Consider the following 17,591-nt stretch of genomic DNA (forward strand, 5'->3'; position numbering starts at 1 on the left):
CATTCTCGCTTTGCTGATTCAGCCCCCAAGATCTGAGGGCTGATTTATTGGTGATTAAACCTTTATGTGGTCAAATTAGCTTAGTAGCTTTGCTGTTTAGAGCGTTTGAACTGACGTTCTTTTAGCTCTTTACGTTTTTTACTCCACTCTTGCTCATCATCAAGTTCGTCTGCATCTTTAAGCGCTTCCTCTTTCTGCTCGATCAATTTGGGTGAAGCTAATGCTTGGCCTAAATTATCTAAGTAGTCAGCGCTTTTTTGCAAGATACTTTGTGCTCCTTGAATATCACCTTGATCTCTTTTTTCTACCGCCTCACGATTGAACTCATTAGCGACTTGTTCTGCAGCGGCTTCATAAGTTTCAGTATCTACCGCCTCATCAATCTGCTCTTGAGAGCGACTAAACTGTGCAACAACGTTACTCGATAATTGCTCGTTACGTTGATTAAATAGATCATTATAACGGATATTAACATCGACAAGTTCTAAGTTTGAGCGATCTTCTTGGGCGGGGACCTCTACCTCTAGGATGATAAACTTCTCTTGTTCACTATAAAGCTGGTTCATTCGTGTGCTAACCATATTCCCGCTGATATCAGCCTCACGTCCTAAAACACGTAATGGGCGTACGCCGTTTTTACATTTTATGCGTATCTCAACGCTTTGTGCGACAACAGAGAGAACATCACCAAACTCATACTGAAAAACCTTGGCTAGATCTTCTGCCTTCTCTACAAAGGCATGGTTACCATCACTGAAACCTGCAAGTTGGGTCATTAAGTCCTCGTTATAACCTAAGCCAAGACCAATCGTTGTAACACTAATCCCTTCTTTCGCAAGGGATAAGCCTAGTTTTCCAAGTTCATTAGGGGTGCTAGGTCCTACATTAGCTAAGCCGTCGGAGAGAAGGATGACTCGGTTGACTTTGTTCATATCTAAAAACTTTCGAAGTTCTTGCGATCCTTTGCTTACACCGGCAAAGAGGGCTGTATTTCCACTGGCGTTGATCTGCTGAATTGAATGAGCGATAAGTTCGGTATCGCTCGCTTTTGTTGCGGGTACGACAACATTAACGCGACTGTCGTAACTGACCACTGAAACAATATCGTTAGGACTTAATCGATTGATGGCCATGATGGCTGCTTTCTTTGCATGGTAGAGCTTGTCTCCCTGCATGGAACCTGATTTGTCCAGAACGATAGCAATATTGGCAGGAATACGTTTTTGTGGTTGATCTTGTTTGAAGGCTTCTAAGGAGATTTTAATAAAAGCATTGTGTGTACGCTCAGCCTCCATAACAGGGGTAGCAAGATTGACTTGGAGGTCAATCTGTTTAGCTTGAGTTAGTGGCGCAAGCGTTGCGCTAAAGCATAGAGCAAGTAATAGGTGTTTAATATTCGTTAAGCGGTATCTGTTCATGGGGGTGTCCTCTATTGATCCCTTTGTTACCGATAATGTAGGGCAATACCGCGGGGTAAAAGTCAGATAGATATATAAATCTTGTAAAAGATTTGTAAAAAGAGTTCAAGTTTCGAAGTACTAGGATAACTGATTTAACATAAGGTAGAGATGCTATGTTGAGTTAAGTACGGGCTTGGAAGGAGTTTGTTACTGATTTATATCAGTGACAAACGATGCTTAAAGCAGCACTATGCTGACGGCGGCTAAAGAAAAGGAACATTAGATGGCTATTACAAGCGAGTTGATTTGGCAGGATCAACAACATCAAACGTTGTTTCAATTGATTGATGAGATTAAGGCTGAACAGGTTGATGTATCAACGTTCACTCGTCTAATTGATTATGCGGAACATCATTTCTCTTTAGAAGAGTGTTATATGCAAGCACTCAATTATCCTGATTATGAGACCCATCGGCAGGCTCACAATAAGTTTCGGAATGAATTGGTTAAGATGCTTGATGGTCATCAAGAGTACACGCCAGAGCTTAGAGAGATGTTAGCTAGTTTTCTATCGGAGTGGCTAAAGCGGCATATATTTGGCATTGATAAGCGCTTAGAGCTCTATATTCTTGAATCGGAACGTAAGTAATTTTTTTCGCTGTCCGCAATTTTTCTTAAATGGGATTGAGTTTATAGTGCAGTTGCTCTAAGTTCCCTCTACACCAAATTATAGTGAGATTGTGGATGGCGCTTATCTGTATTAAATCATTGCCCTTTGAAGAGGATGTTGAGGTGCCGGCAATGATTAAAAGCATTACTGAAGATTTATCAAGAGGGACGGATATTAGTATTGAACATATAACGGTTACTTGGGAGTTTATACCGTCAAGGCAGTATGCAGTGGCTGGATTAATGCCGAGTACTCAGCCTCAGAGTGGGAGCCATCCTATTCTTGTGGACCTGCATGTGCCGAGCTTTCACAATATTAGTAGTGTTGAGGCGATGATGGAGTGCATTGCCTTTTCTATCTCTAAGCGAAGCCGTGTTGCATACAGTAATATTTTTATCAATTACCGTAAAATAAGTTCAGGCCATGTGTTTGATCACGGAAACGTAATGCGCTGGAAGTAGGTTTAGATTAGTGTTTTTAAAAAAAAGAGGCGTTTAGCCTCTTTTTTATTTAAAGCCGATTAGTGCAGCTTCATTTTAGGCCGAACGACTTTACTGACTTTTTCTGCGATATATACCAGCATGGCTTTAAAGAAACCATGTATAGCTATCTGATGCATGCGGTAAAGTGAGATATAGACAACGCGGGCTATTTTACCTTCGATGAACATCGAGTTTTTTGTTAGGTTCCCCATAAGGCTACCTACAGTACTATATCGGCTGAGATTGACTAGTGAGCCATGGTCTTTATAGATAAATGATTTTAACGGTTTGCCTTGCAGTTTTAGCTTAATATTCTCTTTAACAAGGGAAGCCATTTGATGGGCTGATTGTGCTCTCGGTGGTACCCAGCTGCCATCCTCTTGCTCGCAGGCACAGCAATCACCAATAACAAAAATATTGTCGTGTAGGCTGCTTTGTAATGTGGGCTTAACCAGAATTTGATTGGTTCGAGTGAGCTCAAATTTATAAAGGTCAGCAATGAAATCAGGTGCTTTCACACCGGCAGCCCAGATCATCATATCGGCTTCAATCAGGTCGCCCTCGGAAGTCGTGAAGCCTTCGGGACTTGCTGATTTGATCATTGTGTTTTCTGCGACCTGTACACCTATATCTGAAAGCTCTTGGCGGGCTGAGTTTGATATACGCTCAGGTAGGGCAGGTAGTATGCGTGGTCCCGCTTCAATCAAGGTGACTTTTAACTGCTGAGCGGTCATATTAGGTAAACCATAAGAGCGCAGCATATCCGTGACGTTATGTAATTCAGCTGACAGCTCTACCCCTGTGGCACCCCCACCAACAATAGCGATATTGAGTACACCATGATCTTGTTGATTGATGCGCATAAAGTTATTGATCAGGCTATTGTGGAATCGCTCTGCTTGCTTTGCTGTATCTAAAAAATAGCAATGTTCAGCTACGCCAGGTGTTTTGAAATCGTTACTAACACTGCCGATACCTAAAACAAGGGTGTCATATTTTAGGTAGCGTTCAGGTAAAATTACACGTCCATTTTCGTCTACTTTCTCACTAAGTGTCACGGTTTGAGACTCAGTATCTAAGTCAGAGAAACAACCGAGTTGAAATTCGTAATGATGTTTTACTGCATGGGCATGGTAAGTCACTGCATCAGTGCTAGGGTCAAGGGAGCCTGTAGCTACTTCATGGAGTAGTGGTTTCCAAATATGGGAACGTTTTTGATCAACTAGGGTGACAGTGATATTTGGTTTTTTCCGGTAACGGTGGCCAAGCTGGGTAACAAGCTCTAATCCGCCGGCACCGCCGCCAATCACTAAGATCCGATGCGGTTCTGTCGATAGTGTCATGGTTTAAATCCTCAAAAAATATGGGATTAGTCACAGAAGGGCGTTCTTCGTCGCTATAACTAATCCCATATTCATTCGTCGTGTTTTTTTGAACTTGATGACTTTGGTATGATTTTAATAGAAAGTAAATCAGTAAGCTTACTATTTAACTCTAAAGAATGAAGCCGCCTGTTAGAAGGTATGAGACCTCTGTGCTACTTACAGATTAAAGGCGGCCTTTAATAACGTACGTGTATATTCTGCTTGAGGGTTATTAAATATATCAGAAGCTTTGCCTTGTTCAACAATATCACCATGATGCATAACAATTAAGCGGTGGCTTAAGGCTTTAACTACGGCTAGGTCATGGCTAATGAATAGATAGCTTAAGGCATATTTCTCTTGTAGGTTGCGAAGTAGCTCTACAATCTGCTTTTGCACTGTACGGTCAAGAGCAGAGGTGGGTTCATCCAGAATAATAAGCTCAGGTTTTAGTACTAGAGCACGTGCTATAGCGATACGTTGTCGTTGACCACCAGAAAATTCATGGGGATAACGGTGACGGCTATCAGGATCTAAACCTACTTCGTTGAGTGCCTCTATTATTTGCGCTTCATGTTGATCTTTACTGTTAGGCTGGTGGATCTGTAACCCTTCAGCGATGATTTCAGAGATAGACATACGTGGACTTAGGCTACCAAAAGGATCTTGGAAGACGATCTGGATACGACTGCGTAGCGGCTTCATTTGCTTTTGATCGAGCAGTTCGAGTTCCTGCCCCGCAAAGTTAATTCCGCCTATACTACGAATGAGCTTAATGATCGCCAGTCCAAGCGTCGTTTTGCCTGAACCTGACTCGCCTACAATACCTAAGGTCTCACCTTTATTAAGAGTGAAACTTACATCGTTCACTGCTTTGATATGATCAACAGTGCGTTTTAGAAACCCCTGTTTCACCGGGAACCATATTCTTAATTTATCAGTGCTGAGCAAGGGTTGATCTGTTAATGACTGTTGCGCAGGCTGACCTGAAGGCTCCGCATCTAAGAGCATTTTGGTGTATGGGTGTTGTGGGTTGGCGAACAATGAGTCAGTGTCTGAGCTTTCGACCTGCTTGCCCTGATAAAGGACGCATACATGATGGGCGTAGCGCTTAACAATATTTAGATCATGGGTGATCAATAGTATTGCCATACCTAGTTTATTTTGCAGCTCTTGGAGTAACTGTAGAATCTGTTCTTGAATGGTAACGTCGAGTGCTGTCGTTGGTTCATCCGCAATCAGTAGCTCGGGATCATTGGCAAGCGCCATAGCAATCATGACGCGCTGACGTTGACCACCGGAGAGTTCATGGGGATAGCTTGTCAGACGTTTTTTAGCATCTTTTATGCCGACTAGATCAAGCAGTTCTAATATACGTATTTGTGCTTGTTTACCGGTCATGCCCCTGTGGAGTAACAGGGTTTCACCAATCTGTTTTTCAATTGTGTGTAGAGGGTTTAAAGATGTCATCGGTTCTTGGAAGATGACACTGATTTTATCCCCACGCATTTTGCACATTTGGCGTTCGTTCAGTTGGAGAAGGTCTTCGCCTTTATAGAGTATTTTGCCTGAAGGGTGATTCGCTTTAGGGTAGGGAAGTAGTTTCAGTATAGACATGGCTGAAACTGATTTTCCTGAACCTGACTCTCCTACAAGCGCAACAGTTTTTCCTTTAGGGATATCAAAATTAATCTGCTTTACTGCATCGACAGCTTGCTGATTATCTTGTTCAAAACGAACGGATAGGTCTTGAACGCTGAGAAGTACCTCAGACGGAGATAATTGCGTATCACCATTTTTCATGTCGGCATTTGTTTCCATCATGAAACTTTCCTTGGGTCGAAGGCATCGCGTACGGCTTCACCAATAAATATTAGAAGGGTCAGCATTATGGATAGTGTCATAAAAGCGGTGATACCTAGCCAGGGTGCGTGAAGATTAGTTTTACCTTGAGACACGAGTTCACCTAAAGAGGGGCTCCCAGGGGGTAAACCAAAACCTAAAAAGTCGAGTGCCGTTAAGGTAACAACGGAGCCGTTAAAGACAAAAGGCATAAAAGTAAGCGTAGCAACCATCGCATTGGGAAGTATATGTCGGAACATAATCATTCGGTTGTTTAAGCCCAGTGCTCTTGCGGCTCTAACATACTCAAGGTTACGTCCACGTAAAAACTCAGCTCGTACTACGTCAACAAGCTGCATCCAAGAAAATAGCAGCATAATGCCCAGTAACCACCAGAAGTTAGGCTCAACTATACTCGCTAGAATAATTAACAGAAAAAGTACGGGCAGACCTGACCATATTTCGATAAAACGTTGGAAAAATAGATCAACTTTACCACCGTAGTAGCCTTGGATTGCACCGGCGATCACACCGATAATTGAGCTAGCAATAGTGAGTATTAAGGCGAATAGAATCGAGATCCTAAAACCATAGATAACACGGGCTAAAACATCGCGGGCTTGATCATCTGTGCCCAGTAGGTTTTCTAGGCTAGGAGGTGAGGGGGCAGGTACAGGTAGATCATAATTGATCGTATTGTAGCTATAACGAATAGGTGGCCATAGGATCCAGCCATTCCCTTTTTCTTCAATTAAACTTTGAATGTAGGGATCTTTGAAATCAGCGGGGCTTTCAAAGTCACCACCAAAGGTGAGCTCTGTATACTCAGTTGCAACAGGAAAATAGAGACTACCTTGATAGGAGACGACTAAAGGGTCGTCATTGGCAATTAATTCAGCAAAGAGAGACAGTAAAAACAGCGCAATAAATAACCATAAGGACCAATAGCCTCGGCGGTTATGCTTGAAGTTCTCTATGCGCCGTTGATTTAATGGGCTCATCTTACTAAAGGAAAATGGGTTTGATATTCGAGCCATGATTACAGCTCCCTGCTTTCGAAATCAATTCTAGGATCAACTAATACATAAGTAATATCGCTGATCAATTTTAGAATAAGACCAAGAAGGGTGAAGATAAAAAGGGTGCCAAAGATAACTGGGTAATCTCTATTGATGACGGCTTCGTAACCGAGTAGACCTATGCCATCTAGGGAGAATATAACCTCTATCAGCATAGAGCCGGTAAAGAATATTGAGATCAGAGCCGCTGGCATACCCGCAATAATAATCAACATAGCATTACGGAACACATGGCCATAAAGCACTTGGTTTTCTTTCAGGCCTTTTGCCCGCGCGGTGAGTACATATTGTTTGTTGATCTCATCTAAAAACGAGTTTTTAGTTAGCATTGTCAATGTGGCAAAGCTACCAATCACTGATGCGATCACGGGTAAGGTTATATGCCAGAAGTAATCTTTTACCTGACCCCATAAGCTTAATTCCTCGAAATTAGAGGAGGTTAATCCTCTCAAGGGGAACCAATCTAACCAAGTTCCGCCGGCAAAAATTACGATTAAAAGAATAGCGAATAGAAAGTTTGGTATAGCGTAACCGACAATAATTGCACTGCTGGTCCATATATCGAAAGGAGTACCATCACGTACAGCTTTGCGAATGCCTAAAGGAATAGAAACCAAATAGGTGATTAAGGTTGCCCAAAGCCCTAATGATATTGATACCGGCAGTTTTTCGATAATTAGATCGATAACTGATTTATCACTAAATAGGCTTTTACCAAAATCAAAAACGGCATAGCTTTTTAACATTAGCCAGAAACGCTCATGGGCTGGTTTATCAAAGCCGTATAGGGCTTCAATCTCTTTAACCAATTGCGGATCTAATCCACTGGCGCCACGGTAGGAGCTTTCACTGCTATTGGCTTTTGGCTGGTTAGTCGATAGGTCGCTTTGTGCGCCGCTGATTCTGGCCGTTGCGCCTATATTAATACCTTGTAACTCAGCAATTGTCTGTTCAACCGGGCCGCCTGGCGCCGCTTGAATAATTAAGAAGTTAATAGTCAATATGCCGAGTAAGGTTGGAATAATCAGCAGCAGGCGCCGCAAAATATAAGCGGCCATTATTTAGCGTCCTTATCGGGCTTTATCCACCACGTATTGAAACCTAGCGCATATTTGGGACGTGTTTCTGGCATGGCAAATTTATCCCAATAAGCCACACGATACTTATTGATATGATATTGAGGAATAACATAATGATTCCACTGCAGCACACGATCCAATGCTCTTGTTCTTAAAACCAGCTGTTCGCGGTCTGGTGATTGAATAAGCTGCTCTACCAAATAATCAATGGCCGGGTTTTGAATGCCTATGAGATTTCGGCTGCCCTCTTTGTTGGCGCTAGATGAATGCCAGTAATCTCGTTGTTCATTGCCCGGTGATGATGATTGTCCAAAGCCGCTAACGACTATGTCAAAATCATAGCTTCGTAAGCGGGCTATATACTGGGATACATCGACTAAGCGAATATTAGCTTCTATGCCTAAACGTTCTAAATTACGTATAAAAGGTGAAACAACACGCTCAAATGCAGGCGAGTAAAGTAGCATCTCTATTTTTAGAGGTTTACCTGATTCTGCATTGATCAACTTCCCTGATTTGAAGGCCCAGCCTGCTTCTTGTAATAACCGTTTTGCTTGGCGAAGTTGAGTGTAGATTTTACCATCGCCATTGGTTTCAGGTGCTTTATACACTTGAGTAAATACTTGTGGAGGCACTTGGTCACGTACAGGTTCAAGAATCTCAATCTCTTCTTTAGTTGGCAGTTTCGTTGCCGCCATTTCTGAGTTCGAGAAGAAGCTATGTGTACGGGTGTAAGCATTGAAGAATATATTCTTATTGGTCCACTCAAAGTCGAACGCTAAAGCGAGTGCTTGTCTTACACGTGGATCAGAAAACTGTTCGCGGCGATTGTTGATGACAAAGGCTTGCATACCTGTAGGGTTTTGATGCTCTAGCTCTGCAATTTTAATTCGGCCATCGTCGAAAGATTGTCCGGTATAACTTGTCGCCCAGCGTTTCGAAGAGTTTTCTTGGCGGAAGTCATATTCACCCGCTTTGAATGCCTCCATCGCGACTGTACCATCTCGATAGTAGTCAAAAATTTGGATGTCAAAGTTGTCATAGCCAACCTTCACTGGAAGATCTTTTGCCCAGTAGTTTGGATTACGCTTATAGGTAATGCTGCGACCCGCATCGTAAGAATCAATTATGTAGGGGCCTGATCCTATAGGAATATCTAAGGAGGGCTTTTGAAAATCTTTTCCCTGCCAATAATGTTTGGCAAGGATTGGGACTTCACCAACAATGAGTGCAAGCTCACGGTTAAGCGCATTTTTAAAGGTAAACTTAACGCGGTGCGGATTGAGCGCTTCAATCTTATCAATGTCTGCGTAGTAAGCTTTATAAAAGGGCGCACCTTCACTGCGGAGCTTCTCAAAACTAAAAACAACATCCTCAGCGGTTAGAGGATGGTTATCACTAAACGTTGCGGACTTACGTAGATTGAAAATAATCCAACTGCGATCCTTAGGGACTTCAATGTTTTCTGCAATCAAACCATAGAGTGAGAAAGGCTCATCTAAGGCGCGACCTAGCAGCGTATCGTAAATTAGTCCTAGGCCATCTGCAGAGTTACCTTTAACGATAAATTGATTGAAACTATCAAATGTACCGATGGCGGACTGGGTTACTTTACCGCCTTTAGGTGCCTTGGGGTTGACGTAATCAAAGTGACTAAAGCCTTTAGGATACTTAAGGTCGCCATGCATAGAGATGCCATGGCTAACTTGGACTGCATCGGCATGGGATAATACGGGGGTTGATAAAATGCCTATGGTAAACCCGACGGCTGTAATTAGTTTTGTACTAAAACGTAAAGTCGCAACAGGTAAGTTTAACAATAGGGTTTCCTTTTCAATATGCTACTTGGACTTGCTTATGCTAATCCAGCTAGGTGGATTGCGTCCTTCAATTGTTTCTTATGCAAAACCTTGTTGATCTATCACAACACTAAAATAATAAGACTCGTTAAGTGTTGTTTTGTTCAAACTGTTCTGCAAAATCAGTTAGTTGCTGGTGAAAATGCTTGCGCTTTATCTTTTGTTTAACTAACTCTGCATGCTTATCTGTGAGAAAAGCATGTTTCTCTTTGTTTTCACCGGCCAAGCCTTTAATGAGATCTTGATCCATCCATTTTTGAATACGTTTAAACAACACTAGCTTAAAAACAATAGCAAGTCCGGTACTAACAACAATGATGATATAGGCTGTTGTGTCCATGATCTATCCTATTTTGAGCGTGTAACATCGACATACAAGGTTAAGCTTTGTCCCGGTTTTAGGTATTTTGCTTTATCTAAATTATTCCAATGTAAAATATCGGCGATACGCACATTAAACTTTTCGGCAATCCTTGCAAGAGAATCACCGCTGCGAACTTTATAGCCAACTTTACGGATGATCTGCCTATCTGCGCTGCTTAATACGGATTGAGTTGGTTTGCTCCAAATAACCAGTCGTTTACCTATAGGCAGAGCATCATTAGGTGCCATGCTATTCCAGCTAGCTAATTGGCGTACGCCCACTTGATTTTTTTGAGCAATGCTCCAAAAACTATCACCTGATTTGACAGTGTAGTAGGTATCTTTTCTGTCGGTGCTTCTTGAAATGGTTTTTTGCTTTTGAATATGGCGTTGATGCTGACTAAGTGCATATTCACTTGCTTGTTGCGTGGCTGTTGGAACTAAGATGGTTTTACCCGCGCGAATGTTGTTTCCTTGAATATTATTTGTTTTACGGATGAGGCTGGTGGTTGTTTCAAATTTTTTCGCAATGGCGATTAGAGAATCACCTGATTTGATTTTATATCGTGTCCATTTTACCCGCTCAGAAGCAGGAAGTTGAGCTAAGGCTTCATTAAACTGTACAGCGTTTTCTATAGGGATTAATAAGCGATGAGGGCCCTCAGGGGCTGTTGCCCACCGGTTAAAACCAGGGTTCAATAGGTACAGCTCTTTTGTGGTGATGCCTGCCATCGATGCCGCTTGGGCAAGATCTATCTGGCTTTGAGTATCAATGGCTGTGAAATAGGGTTGGTTACTGATTGGTTGTATAGCAAGGTCATATTGTTCAGGGTGTTTAATTAATTCAGCGATCGCAAGCAGTTTTGGTACATAAGCCATTGTTTCTTTAGGTAGATTCAGTGACCAAAAATCGGTTGGTTTACCTTGGCGTTTATTTCGCTTTATTGCACGAGAGACATTGCCTCCACCTGCATTATAAGCGGCTAACGCGAGCAGCCAGTCACCATCAAATCGTTTGTTTAGTTGTGCTAAATAGGTGTAGGCGGCGTCAGTTGAACTGATAATATCTCGACGACCGTCATACCACCAGTTTTGCTCTAAACCGAAATGCTTTCCTGTCGAAGGTATAAACTGCCATGCACCAGCTGCGCGACCGTGGGAGTATGCGAAAGGATCAAATGCACTCTCGACTATAGGTAATAACGCTAATTCAGTGGGCAGACCCCGCTCTAAGGCTTGGGTCAGAATGTGGTAGTAATAAGGTTCTGCACGTTTAACGACCCTGTCGATATATTTAGGGTGTTTGCTATACCATTTTATCTGCGATTGAACCCGCTGCTTATCGATGCTGAGGTCCAACGCCATATTCTCTCGGGTGATTTGCCAAAGATCCGACGGTTGAGTGGCGTCCACTTGTGATGGTTTTGTCTCTTTAGCCGTCACAGTATTTGAATAGCTACTATCGGACGCTTCAGTAAATTTAATATCGTTACTGCTTAACGATACGGGCTTCTCTGTAACCGTTTGACAACCTGTAAGTACTATACTTGACAGGATAAAGGAGAAGACCGCTTTGTTGGATATGTGCATATTGCTCCGAGTACGCTGGAGATGAAAATTGATCCATTCTAACAGTGGCCTACGGGCGGTCAATAGGACGATGCTTTTTGTTGCTAAATGTTATTTAGAATTGATTCTTCCATTCTCGGATAGAAGCAAAAACTTCTACTTCTGAGTGTAGGTTTTTTGCACTAAAAGCGCTGGCGGCGTTGATAACAGCGTTTTGCTCTGTGCGCATAAATGGGTTGATCTTTTTCTCTTGGCCGATGCTTGTTGGGAGGGTCGGTTGATTTTGCTCGCGAAGGAGAGTGCAGTCTTTTATAGCGAGCTGAATCTCGTTGTTATCGGGTTCTACCGCTGCGGCAAAACTCAAATTTGCTAATGAGTACTCGTGAGTGCAATAGACCTCAGTATCATCTGCTAATTGGGAAAAATAATGCATCGCTTGCAGCATCTGCTTTGCTGTTCCTTCAAACAAACGGCCACACCCTGCTAGAAATAAAGTATCACCACAAAAAATCTGAGCAGGCTCGCTTTCTACTAAATAACTGATATGGTCGAGCGTATGCCCTGGAATCTCACGTACTTTAAAGGTACTGCCTAGCAGCTCAATCTCATCGCCGTTACGAAGTGCTGTTGTTATACCTTTGAAGGGAGAGTTCGCTGGACCGTAAATAGAAATATCACGATGGGCCGTTAATTCAGCTACGCCGCCAGTATGATCATTATGGTGGTGTGTAATTAATATGGCGGATAAGGTTAAGTTGTTTCTTGTTAGATATTGCTCTACTGCTTGCGCATCTCCTGGATCAACAACAATGATTTTATCGTCCCCATCCACCGAGATGGCCCAGATGTAATTGTCAGAAAAGGCAGGAATAGGGGTTACGGTAAACATTTTAGTACCTCAAACAAAATTGTGATTTGCAGTAGCGTAAAAGAGATATAATACTGCTTATATTATGTTGAACCAGTATTTATTTGGGAAAACTCATGAGCTTTCGAAAACAACCATCTATTGATCTATTAGTGCCTCAATTGAAAGAATGGTTCGATTCTGAGCTTGGCGCCGAATTTTTAAATGCAGAGAGGGCTGTAGTGGACCGCATCACTTCAACCTTGTTTGGCATGCATTTGGCGCAATTCTCTGTGGATTCGCGGGTTAAGCTATTTGAAGAAAGCCCCGTTTCCCATTGCTTTTCTGTGGTTCCGGCAACTGAATTAGGTTTGTCTGACAATAATATAGTAGCAAAAAATGATGAAATCCCACTTGCCCATGAAAGTGTTGATGTCGTTATTCTACATCATGCGTTGGATTTTACTGATTCTCCCCATCAGGTATTACGTGAGGCATCTAGGGTATTAAGGCCTGGTGGGCACGTTGTTATTATAGGGTTTAATCCGAATAGTTATTGGGGGATTAAACACCTGTTTGGGTGTAGTAAGCACACCGCGCCATGGTGCGGTCACTTTATCAGTCACGGAAGGTTATCTGATTGGCTACAACTGTTAGAATTGACTGAACTACAACACCTTTCGGGTTATCATCAGCTGCCATTTGAAATGTTAAAATGGCGTAAGCGTTTTAGGTTCTTTGATGGGCTGGCGAATTGTTTCCCAGGTCATCATGGTGCTTTTTCGGTTTTATTGGCCCGAAAAGATATAGCAGGTATGACGCCTTTACGTTCTGGTTGGGGACTTCGTCGTTTGATTTCAATTCCTGTGGTAGAACCATCTACTAGGGGAACATTAAGGGAAACTCGTGAACATCGTTGAGATATATACTGATGGTGCCTGTAAAGGTAATCCAGGCCCTGGAGGCTGGGGCGCCGTTATGCGCTATGCGGATGCTGAGAAACAGTTGTTTGGTGGTGAGCCAGATACGACTAATAATCGTATGGAGTTGATGGCTGCCATTATGGCACTTGAAACCTTAAACCGCCCTTGTGAGGTTATTCTTACAACCGACTCACAATACGTTAGGCAAGGTATTACTGAGTGGTTAGCTGGTTGGAAACGAAAAGGTTGGAAAAATTCGCAAAATAAACCAGTAAAAAATGCTGATCTTTGGAAGCGTTTAGATCTTGCCACGCAGTCACATAAAATTGACTGGCGTTGGGTTAAAGGACACAGTGGCCACCCAGAGAATGAACTGGCTGATCAATTGGCAAACAAAGGTGTGGAGGCGCTGAACAAAGTATGAGACAGGTTGTTCTTGATACGGAAACTACAGGCTTAGAACCATCGGAAGGCCATAATATTATTGAGATTGGCTGTGTTGAGATGTTTAACCGCCGATTGACTGGGCGGACTTATCATCAATATATAAAGCCTGATCATGCGATTGATGCTGGGGCTATGCAAGTTCATGGTATTACCAATGAGTTTTTGGCCGATAAGCCCAAGTTTCATGAGGTTATGGATGAATTTGTAGAGTTTATTCGAGGGGCCGAACTTATTATCCATAATGCCGCGTTTGATATTGGGTTTATCGACACTGAATTTGAGCGTAATAATTTCCCTGAAAGGGTTGAGCACTTTTGTCCCGTAACTGATTCTTTATTATTAGCTAGGAAAAGACATCCGGGGCAAAAAAACAATCTGGATGCATTATGTAACCGTTACGGTATCAATAATGCTCACCGTGAACTTCATGGCGCTTTACTCGACTCAGAGATTCTCGCAGATGTTTATCTAGCGTTAACCGGTGGGCAAACCAATTTATCTCTAGGGTCTGAGCTTGATGGTGGAGAAGAGGGAGGAATAACCCGAATCTCAGGGGCGGATGATCTGCCTGTGATTCATCTATCGGAACAAGAATTGAAACTTCATACTGATTTTCTGCAAATGTTAGAGAAGAAAACAGGCGGGGAGTGTCAGTGGTTACATAGTGACGAAGTGGCGGAAAGTTAACGATCAGTAGATATTCTAAGTAAATAAAAAAGCTCCGTAGATACGGAGCTTTTTTATTTGTCGCTAACTTTTTAGTTGGGCTTACATTTTAGTGTGAAATCATCAGCGCAGTGTAGGCGGTGATACTCATCACTATAGTATAAGGCAGTGCCATCAGTACCATGCGTCCGTAGGATAGGCGGATAAGCGGGGCAATGGCAGAGGTAAGTAAGAATAGGAATGCTGCTTGCCCATTCGGTGTTGCAACGCTTGGTATGTTAGTACCTGTATTGATTGCGATCGCTAAAACATCAAAATGTTCACGGCTAATATTGCCTGCGTTATAGGCATCAACAACTTCATTTATATAAACCGTCGCAACAAATACGTTATCACTAATGGCTGATAAAACGCCGTTAGCAATAAAGAAAACACCGGGTTGAGAGTCTGGGTCCATATCTAACACGGTTTGAATGATCGGTTGGAACAAATGCTGATCATGAATGACCGATACAATCGAGAAGAAAACGACCAGTAGCGCGGTAAAGGGAAGGGCTTCCTCAAAGGCTTTACCAATTTGGTGCTCTTCTATAATACCGTTGAAGGCTGTAAGTAAGATAATAACTGTAAGACCGATAATACCTACTGCGGCTAAATGTAAAGCTAGTGCCACAACGAGAAATAGGGCAACAACTGCTTGGATTAGGAGTGTGGCTTTATCGCGCATTGTGCGTTTAGCATCTTCTTCGCCAGCATAATCCAGCAAGACGTTACGGACATTTTCAGGTAGCAATGTGCCATAACCTAATACTTTGAATTTTTCGAGCAAAGCACAAGTGATCAGCCCTGCTACAAGTACAGGCATTGTAATGGGCGCCATTAAAACAAAGAACTGGATAAAGTCCCAACCTGCTTTTTCGGCGATAAGTAAGTTTTGAGGCTCACCAACAAGCGTACAGACACCACCCAGTGCTGTACCCACTGCACCATGCATAAGCAAACTACGAAGAAACTCTCGGAATTGCTCAAGATCTTGTTCATGGTTTTGTTGAACCGCGTGGTCATCGGCATGATCATGATCAGGATGATGATAGGTTTTACCTGATGCAACCTTATGGTAAACCGCGTAAAAACCAACACCGACGCTAATAAGTACAGCTGTTACTGTAAGTGCATCAAGGAAGGCTGATAGTAAGGCTGCGGAAAAGGAGAATAAAAGAGAGATCGCAATTTTAGATCGAACTTTAAGTAATATTTTGGTGAAGACCCAAAGGAGCATACTCTTCATAAAATAGATGCCCGCCACCATAAACATCAATAGAAGTATGACTTCTAGATTAGCTTCTACCTCATGAGATACGGATTCTGGGCTAGCAAGACCAATAACTATAGCTTCAATGGCTAGTAAGCCACCGGGCTGAAGTGGATAACACTTTAGAGCAAGCGCTAAAGTGAAGATGAATTCAAATATAAGCAACCAACCTGTTATCACAGGCCCCATAGTGAACAGGACAATAGGGTTTAGTATGAGAAACCCTATAATTGCTTGTTTGTACCAGACGGGGGAGTTACCCAGAAAGTTTTTAACTAATGCTTGTGGTAGCGTATTTGTCATTGATTGTTCTTCCCTATGCCAGAACAGCCAGTATTTAATAGTTATAATAGTTGAAATTATCACTGCGTTTGTTTTTTATAATGTGGCTAAGATTAACAGTTGAGCCCTTAAAGCAGAAGACTAATGTACTGTCTCAGCGCATGTTTTTGATTTTTTAGGGCATAATAAAGGCTTGGTTTTGATTCCATATGCGTATTTTATTGGCCAGTTAATTTTAGGGGAGGCGCTCATTGTCTGATTCTCATTGTGTATATTTATTAGCGACTAATGAACATTTAATCGGTACTGCGTCGGGGGTGACGACATTTAGTGAGTCCGATTTAGTGAATACTCCTATTATTGCGAGTTACCCTTTAGGATTGATTGAAAATGCTGATTATCGCGTTGCTATAGTTGCAGAGGATGATCTACCTACCAGTGTCGATCGTGACGCTTTATGTGGTTTAAGAACTATGCTTGCTGCTGTTGAGGATGAGAGTACTTACACTTTGCTTTCGTCTGCAGCGCAGATTGTTACTTGGCATGAATCGTTTAAATACTGCCCTCGCTGTGCTACTCCTTTGGAAGCGCATCAAGATGAACTAGCTAAAGTATGCGGTTCTTGTTTGCATCGTCAATACCCCAGAATCTCGCCTTGTATTATTGTTTTGGTTCGAAAAGGGGATCAATGCTTATTAGCGCATGCGAGTAAGTTTGCACCAGGGCGTTATAGTGCTTTAGCTGGCTTTATTGAGGCTGGAGAAAGTGCTGAGAATGCAGTGGTGCGGGAGGTGAAAGAGGAGGTGGGTATTCGTGTAAAAAATCTTACATATTGTTTTAGTCAATCTTGGCCGTTCCCGCACTCTTTTATGTTGGGTTATATGGCTGAATATGACAGCGGTGAAATCACACCGGATGGAGAGGAAATACTCGATGCAGGCTGGTTCTCCGCGAGCAACTTACCCGTACTTCCTCCCAAATTCACAATAGCGCGTAGACTTATTGATCGTTTCTTAATTGAGATAGGTGAGAGCTTGCCTGAGGATTCAACTTTGTTTTTCACGGCTGAATAATTTACTCAGTTTTGTGGCAAGTAAGACGTTACCCTCTGCTCTTAACTTACCTGACATAAATGCGCTCATACCATCTTTTTGGCCCGTAATAACTTCAACCATTGTTTCGGAGTCCATAATAAGGGTGACGTTTGGATCAGGATGCTCCCCTAAGTTTATGCTGCATCTCTCATCCGATATGGTTATGTGGAAATCTTGATCGTCATCAAGAGTAAATTGAAAGGTCGCGGAAAAATCTTGTGCATTTTCCTTAATAAAGCGACTTGGTAGCTTTTCAATAACGTTTGCAACGGAGATGTTCTGGCTCATGAAAGAGAAGTCTCAAACTGGGTGG

17 protein-coding genes are annotated in these 17,591 nt (G+C 42.4%); 6 read left to right on the plus strand and 11 right to left on the minus strand.

Translation table 11 applies throughout. The features are described 5' to 3' along the window. Window positions 1-80: 80 nt before the first annotated feature. On the minus strand, window positions 81-1,418 hold the full coding sequence (locus Q4486_RS10945) for a VWA domain-containing protein (RefSeq protein ID WP_303519444.1): 1,338 nt from the start codon (window positions 1,416-1,418) through the stop codon (window positions 81-83). 265 nt (window positions 1,419-1,683) lie between these two features. Here Q4486_RS10945 and Q4486_RS10950 point away from each other — a divergent pair, with 265 nt between their 5' ends. Together Q4486_RS10950 and Q4486_RS10955 are read left to right on the plus strand one after the other, a co-directional pair. Further along, window positions 1,684-2,049, plus strand: a complete 366-nt coding sequence (locus Q4486_RS10950; protein WP_303419142.1) for a hemerythrin family protein — start codon at window positions 1,684-1,686, stop codon at window positions 2,047-2,049. A gap of 95 nt (window positions 2,050-2,144) precedes the next feature. After that, window positions 2,145-2,531: a hypothetical protein gene (locus tag Q4486_RS10955; RefSeq protein ID WP_303419139.1), complete on the plus strand. Its 387-nt coding sequence runs from the start codon at window positions 2,145-2,147 to the stop codon at window positions 2,529-2,531. Between the two features lie 59 nt (window positions 2,532-2,590). On the opposite strand, the gene Q4486_RS10960 is transcribed toward Q4486_RS10955, so the two are convergent. The 8 genes from Q4486_RS10960 to gloB all read right to left on the minus strand — a co-directional run bounded on the left by Q4486_RS10960 (window position 2,591) and on the right by gloB (window position 12,596). After that, complete coding sequence (locus tag Q4486_RS10960) at window positions 2,591-3,895, minus strand: NAD(P)/FAD-dependent oxidoreductase (RefSeq protein ID WP_303419136.1); 1,305 nt, start codon at window positions 3,893-3,895, stop codon at window positions 2,591-2,593. Between the two features lie 198 nt (window positions 3,896-4,093). After that, a complete protein-coding gene (locus Q4486_RS10965; protein ID WP_303519445.1) occupies window positions 4,094-5,740 on the minus strand; it encodes an ABC transporter ATP-binding protein in 1,647 nt (548 codons plus the stop codon). Next, a complete protein-coding gene (locus tag Q4486_RS10970; protein ID WP_303519476.1) occupies window positions 5,737-6,759 on the minus strand; it encodes an ABC transporter permease in 1,023 nt (340 codons plus the stop codon). Before Q4486_RS10970 ends, Q4486_RS10965 begins: the two co-directional genes overlap by 4 nt. Before the next feature lie 38 nt (window positions 6,760-6,797). Continuing rightward, on the minus strand, window positions 6,798-7,895 hold the full coding sequence (locus Q4486_RS10975) for a microcin C ABC transporter permease YejB (RefSeq protein ID WP_303519447.1): 1,098 nt from the start codon (window positions 7,893-7,895) through the stop codon (window positions 6,798-6,800). Continuing rightward, on the minus strand, window positions 7,895-9,736 hold the full coding sequence (locus Q4486_RS10980; RefSeq protein ID WP_303519448.1) for an extracellular solute-binding protein: 1,842 nt from the start codon (window positions 9,734-9,736) through the stop codon (window positions 7,895-7,897). Before Q4486_RS10980 ends, Q4486_RS10975 begins: the two co-directional genes overlap by 1 nt. Before the next feature lie 127 nt (window positions 9,737-9,863). Continuing rightward, the gene (locus Q4486_RS10985; protein ID WP_303419126.1) at window positions 9,864-10,115 is read right to left on the minus strand and encodes a hypothetical protein; all 252 of its coding nucleotides are present in this window, start codon (window positions 10,113-10,115) and stop codon (window positions 9,864-9,866) included. Window positions 10,116-10,123: 8 nt separating this feature from the next. After that, window positions 10,124-11,728 (minus strand): LysM peptidoglycan-binding domain-containing protein, encoded by a 1,605-nt coding sequence (locus Q4486_RS10990; RefSeq protein WP_303519450.1) that lies wholly within the window; start codon window positions 11,726-11,728, stop codon window positions 10,124-10,126. A gap of 94 nt (window positions 11,729-11,822) precedes the next feature. Continuing rightward, window positions 11,823-12,596 carry a hydroxyacylglutathione hydrolase gene (gene gloB / locus Q4486_RS10995; protein WP_303519452.1) on the minus strand — a complete coding sequence of 258 codons (774 nt, stop codon included), beginning with the start codon at window positions 12,594-12,596 and terminating at the stop codon, window positions 11,823-11,825. 95 nt (window positions 12,597-12,691) lie between these two features. Between gloB and Q4486_RS11000 the strand changes: the two genes are divergently transcribed. From Q4486_RS11000 to dnaQ, 3 genes are read left to right on the plus strand one after another with little or no spacing between them, the layout of a single operon-like run. Continuing rightward, entirely contained in the window at window positions 12,692-13,474 is a 783-nt protein-coding gene (locus tag Q4486_RS11000) for a class I SAM-dependent methyltransferase (RefSeq protein ID WP_303419118.1), read from the plus strand. Continuing rightward, complete coding sequence (rnhA, locus tag Q4486_RS11005; RefSeq protein WP_303419115.1) at window positions 13,461-13,901, plus strand: ribonuclease HI; 441 nt, start codon at window positions 13,461-13,463, stop codon at window positions 13,899-13,901. The genes Q4486_RS11000 and rnhA overlap by 14 nt, the downstream gene beginning before the upstream one ends. After that, window positions 13,898-14,611, plus strand: coding sequence for a DNA polymerase III subunit epsilon (gene dnaQ, locus Q4486_RS11010; protein WP_303419112.1), 714 nt, complete (start codon window positions 13,898-13,900; stop codon window positions 14,609-14,611). Before rnhA ends, dnaQ begins: the two co-directional genes overlap by 4 nt. An 88-nt stretch (window positions 14,612-14,699) precedes the next feature. Here the strand turns inward: dnaQ and nhaB are convergent, their stop codons facing one another. Beyond that, window positions 14,700-16,205, minus strand: a complete 1,506-nt coding sequence (gene nhaB / locus Q4486_RS11015) for a sodium/proton antiporter NhaB (protein ID WP_303419110.1) — start codon at window positions 16,203-16,205, stop codon at window positions 14,700-14,702. Between the two features lie 230 nt (window positions 16,206-16,435). Here nhaB and nudC point away from each other — a divergent pair, with 230 nt between their 5' ends. After that, window positions 16,436-17,257, plus strand: coding sequence for an NAD(+) diphosphatase (gene nudC, locus Q4486_RS11020; protein WP_303519453.1), 822 nt, complete (start codon window positions 16,436-16,438; stop codon window positions 17,255-17,257). Here the strand turns inward: nudC and Q4486_RS11025 are convergent. Next, on the minus strand, window positions 17,231-17,566 hold the full coding sequence (locus Q4486_RS11025; RefSeq protein WP_303419105.1) for an SCP2 sterol-binding domain-containing protein: 336 nt from the start codon (window positions 17,564-17,566) through the stop codon (window positions 17,231-17,233). The two genes, nudC and Q4486_RS11025, sit on opposite strands and share 27 nt — an antisense overlap. Window positions 17,567-17,591 lie beyond the last annotated feature (25 nt).

Origin of the sequence: Neptuniibacter sp. 2_MG-2023 (genome assembly GCF_030547495.1) — a bacterium.
GTDB lineage: Bacteria > Pseudomonadota > Gammaproteobacteria > Pseudomonadales > Balneatricaceae > Neptuniibacter.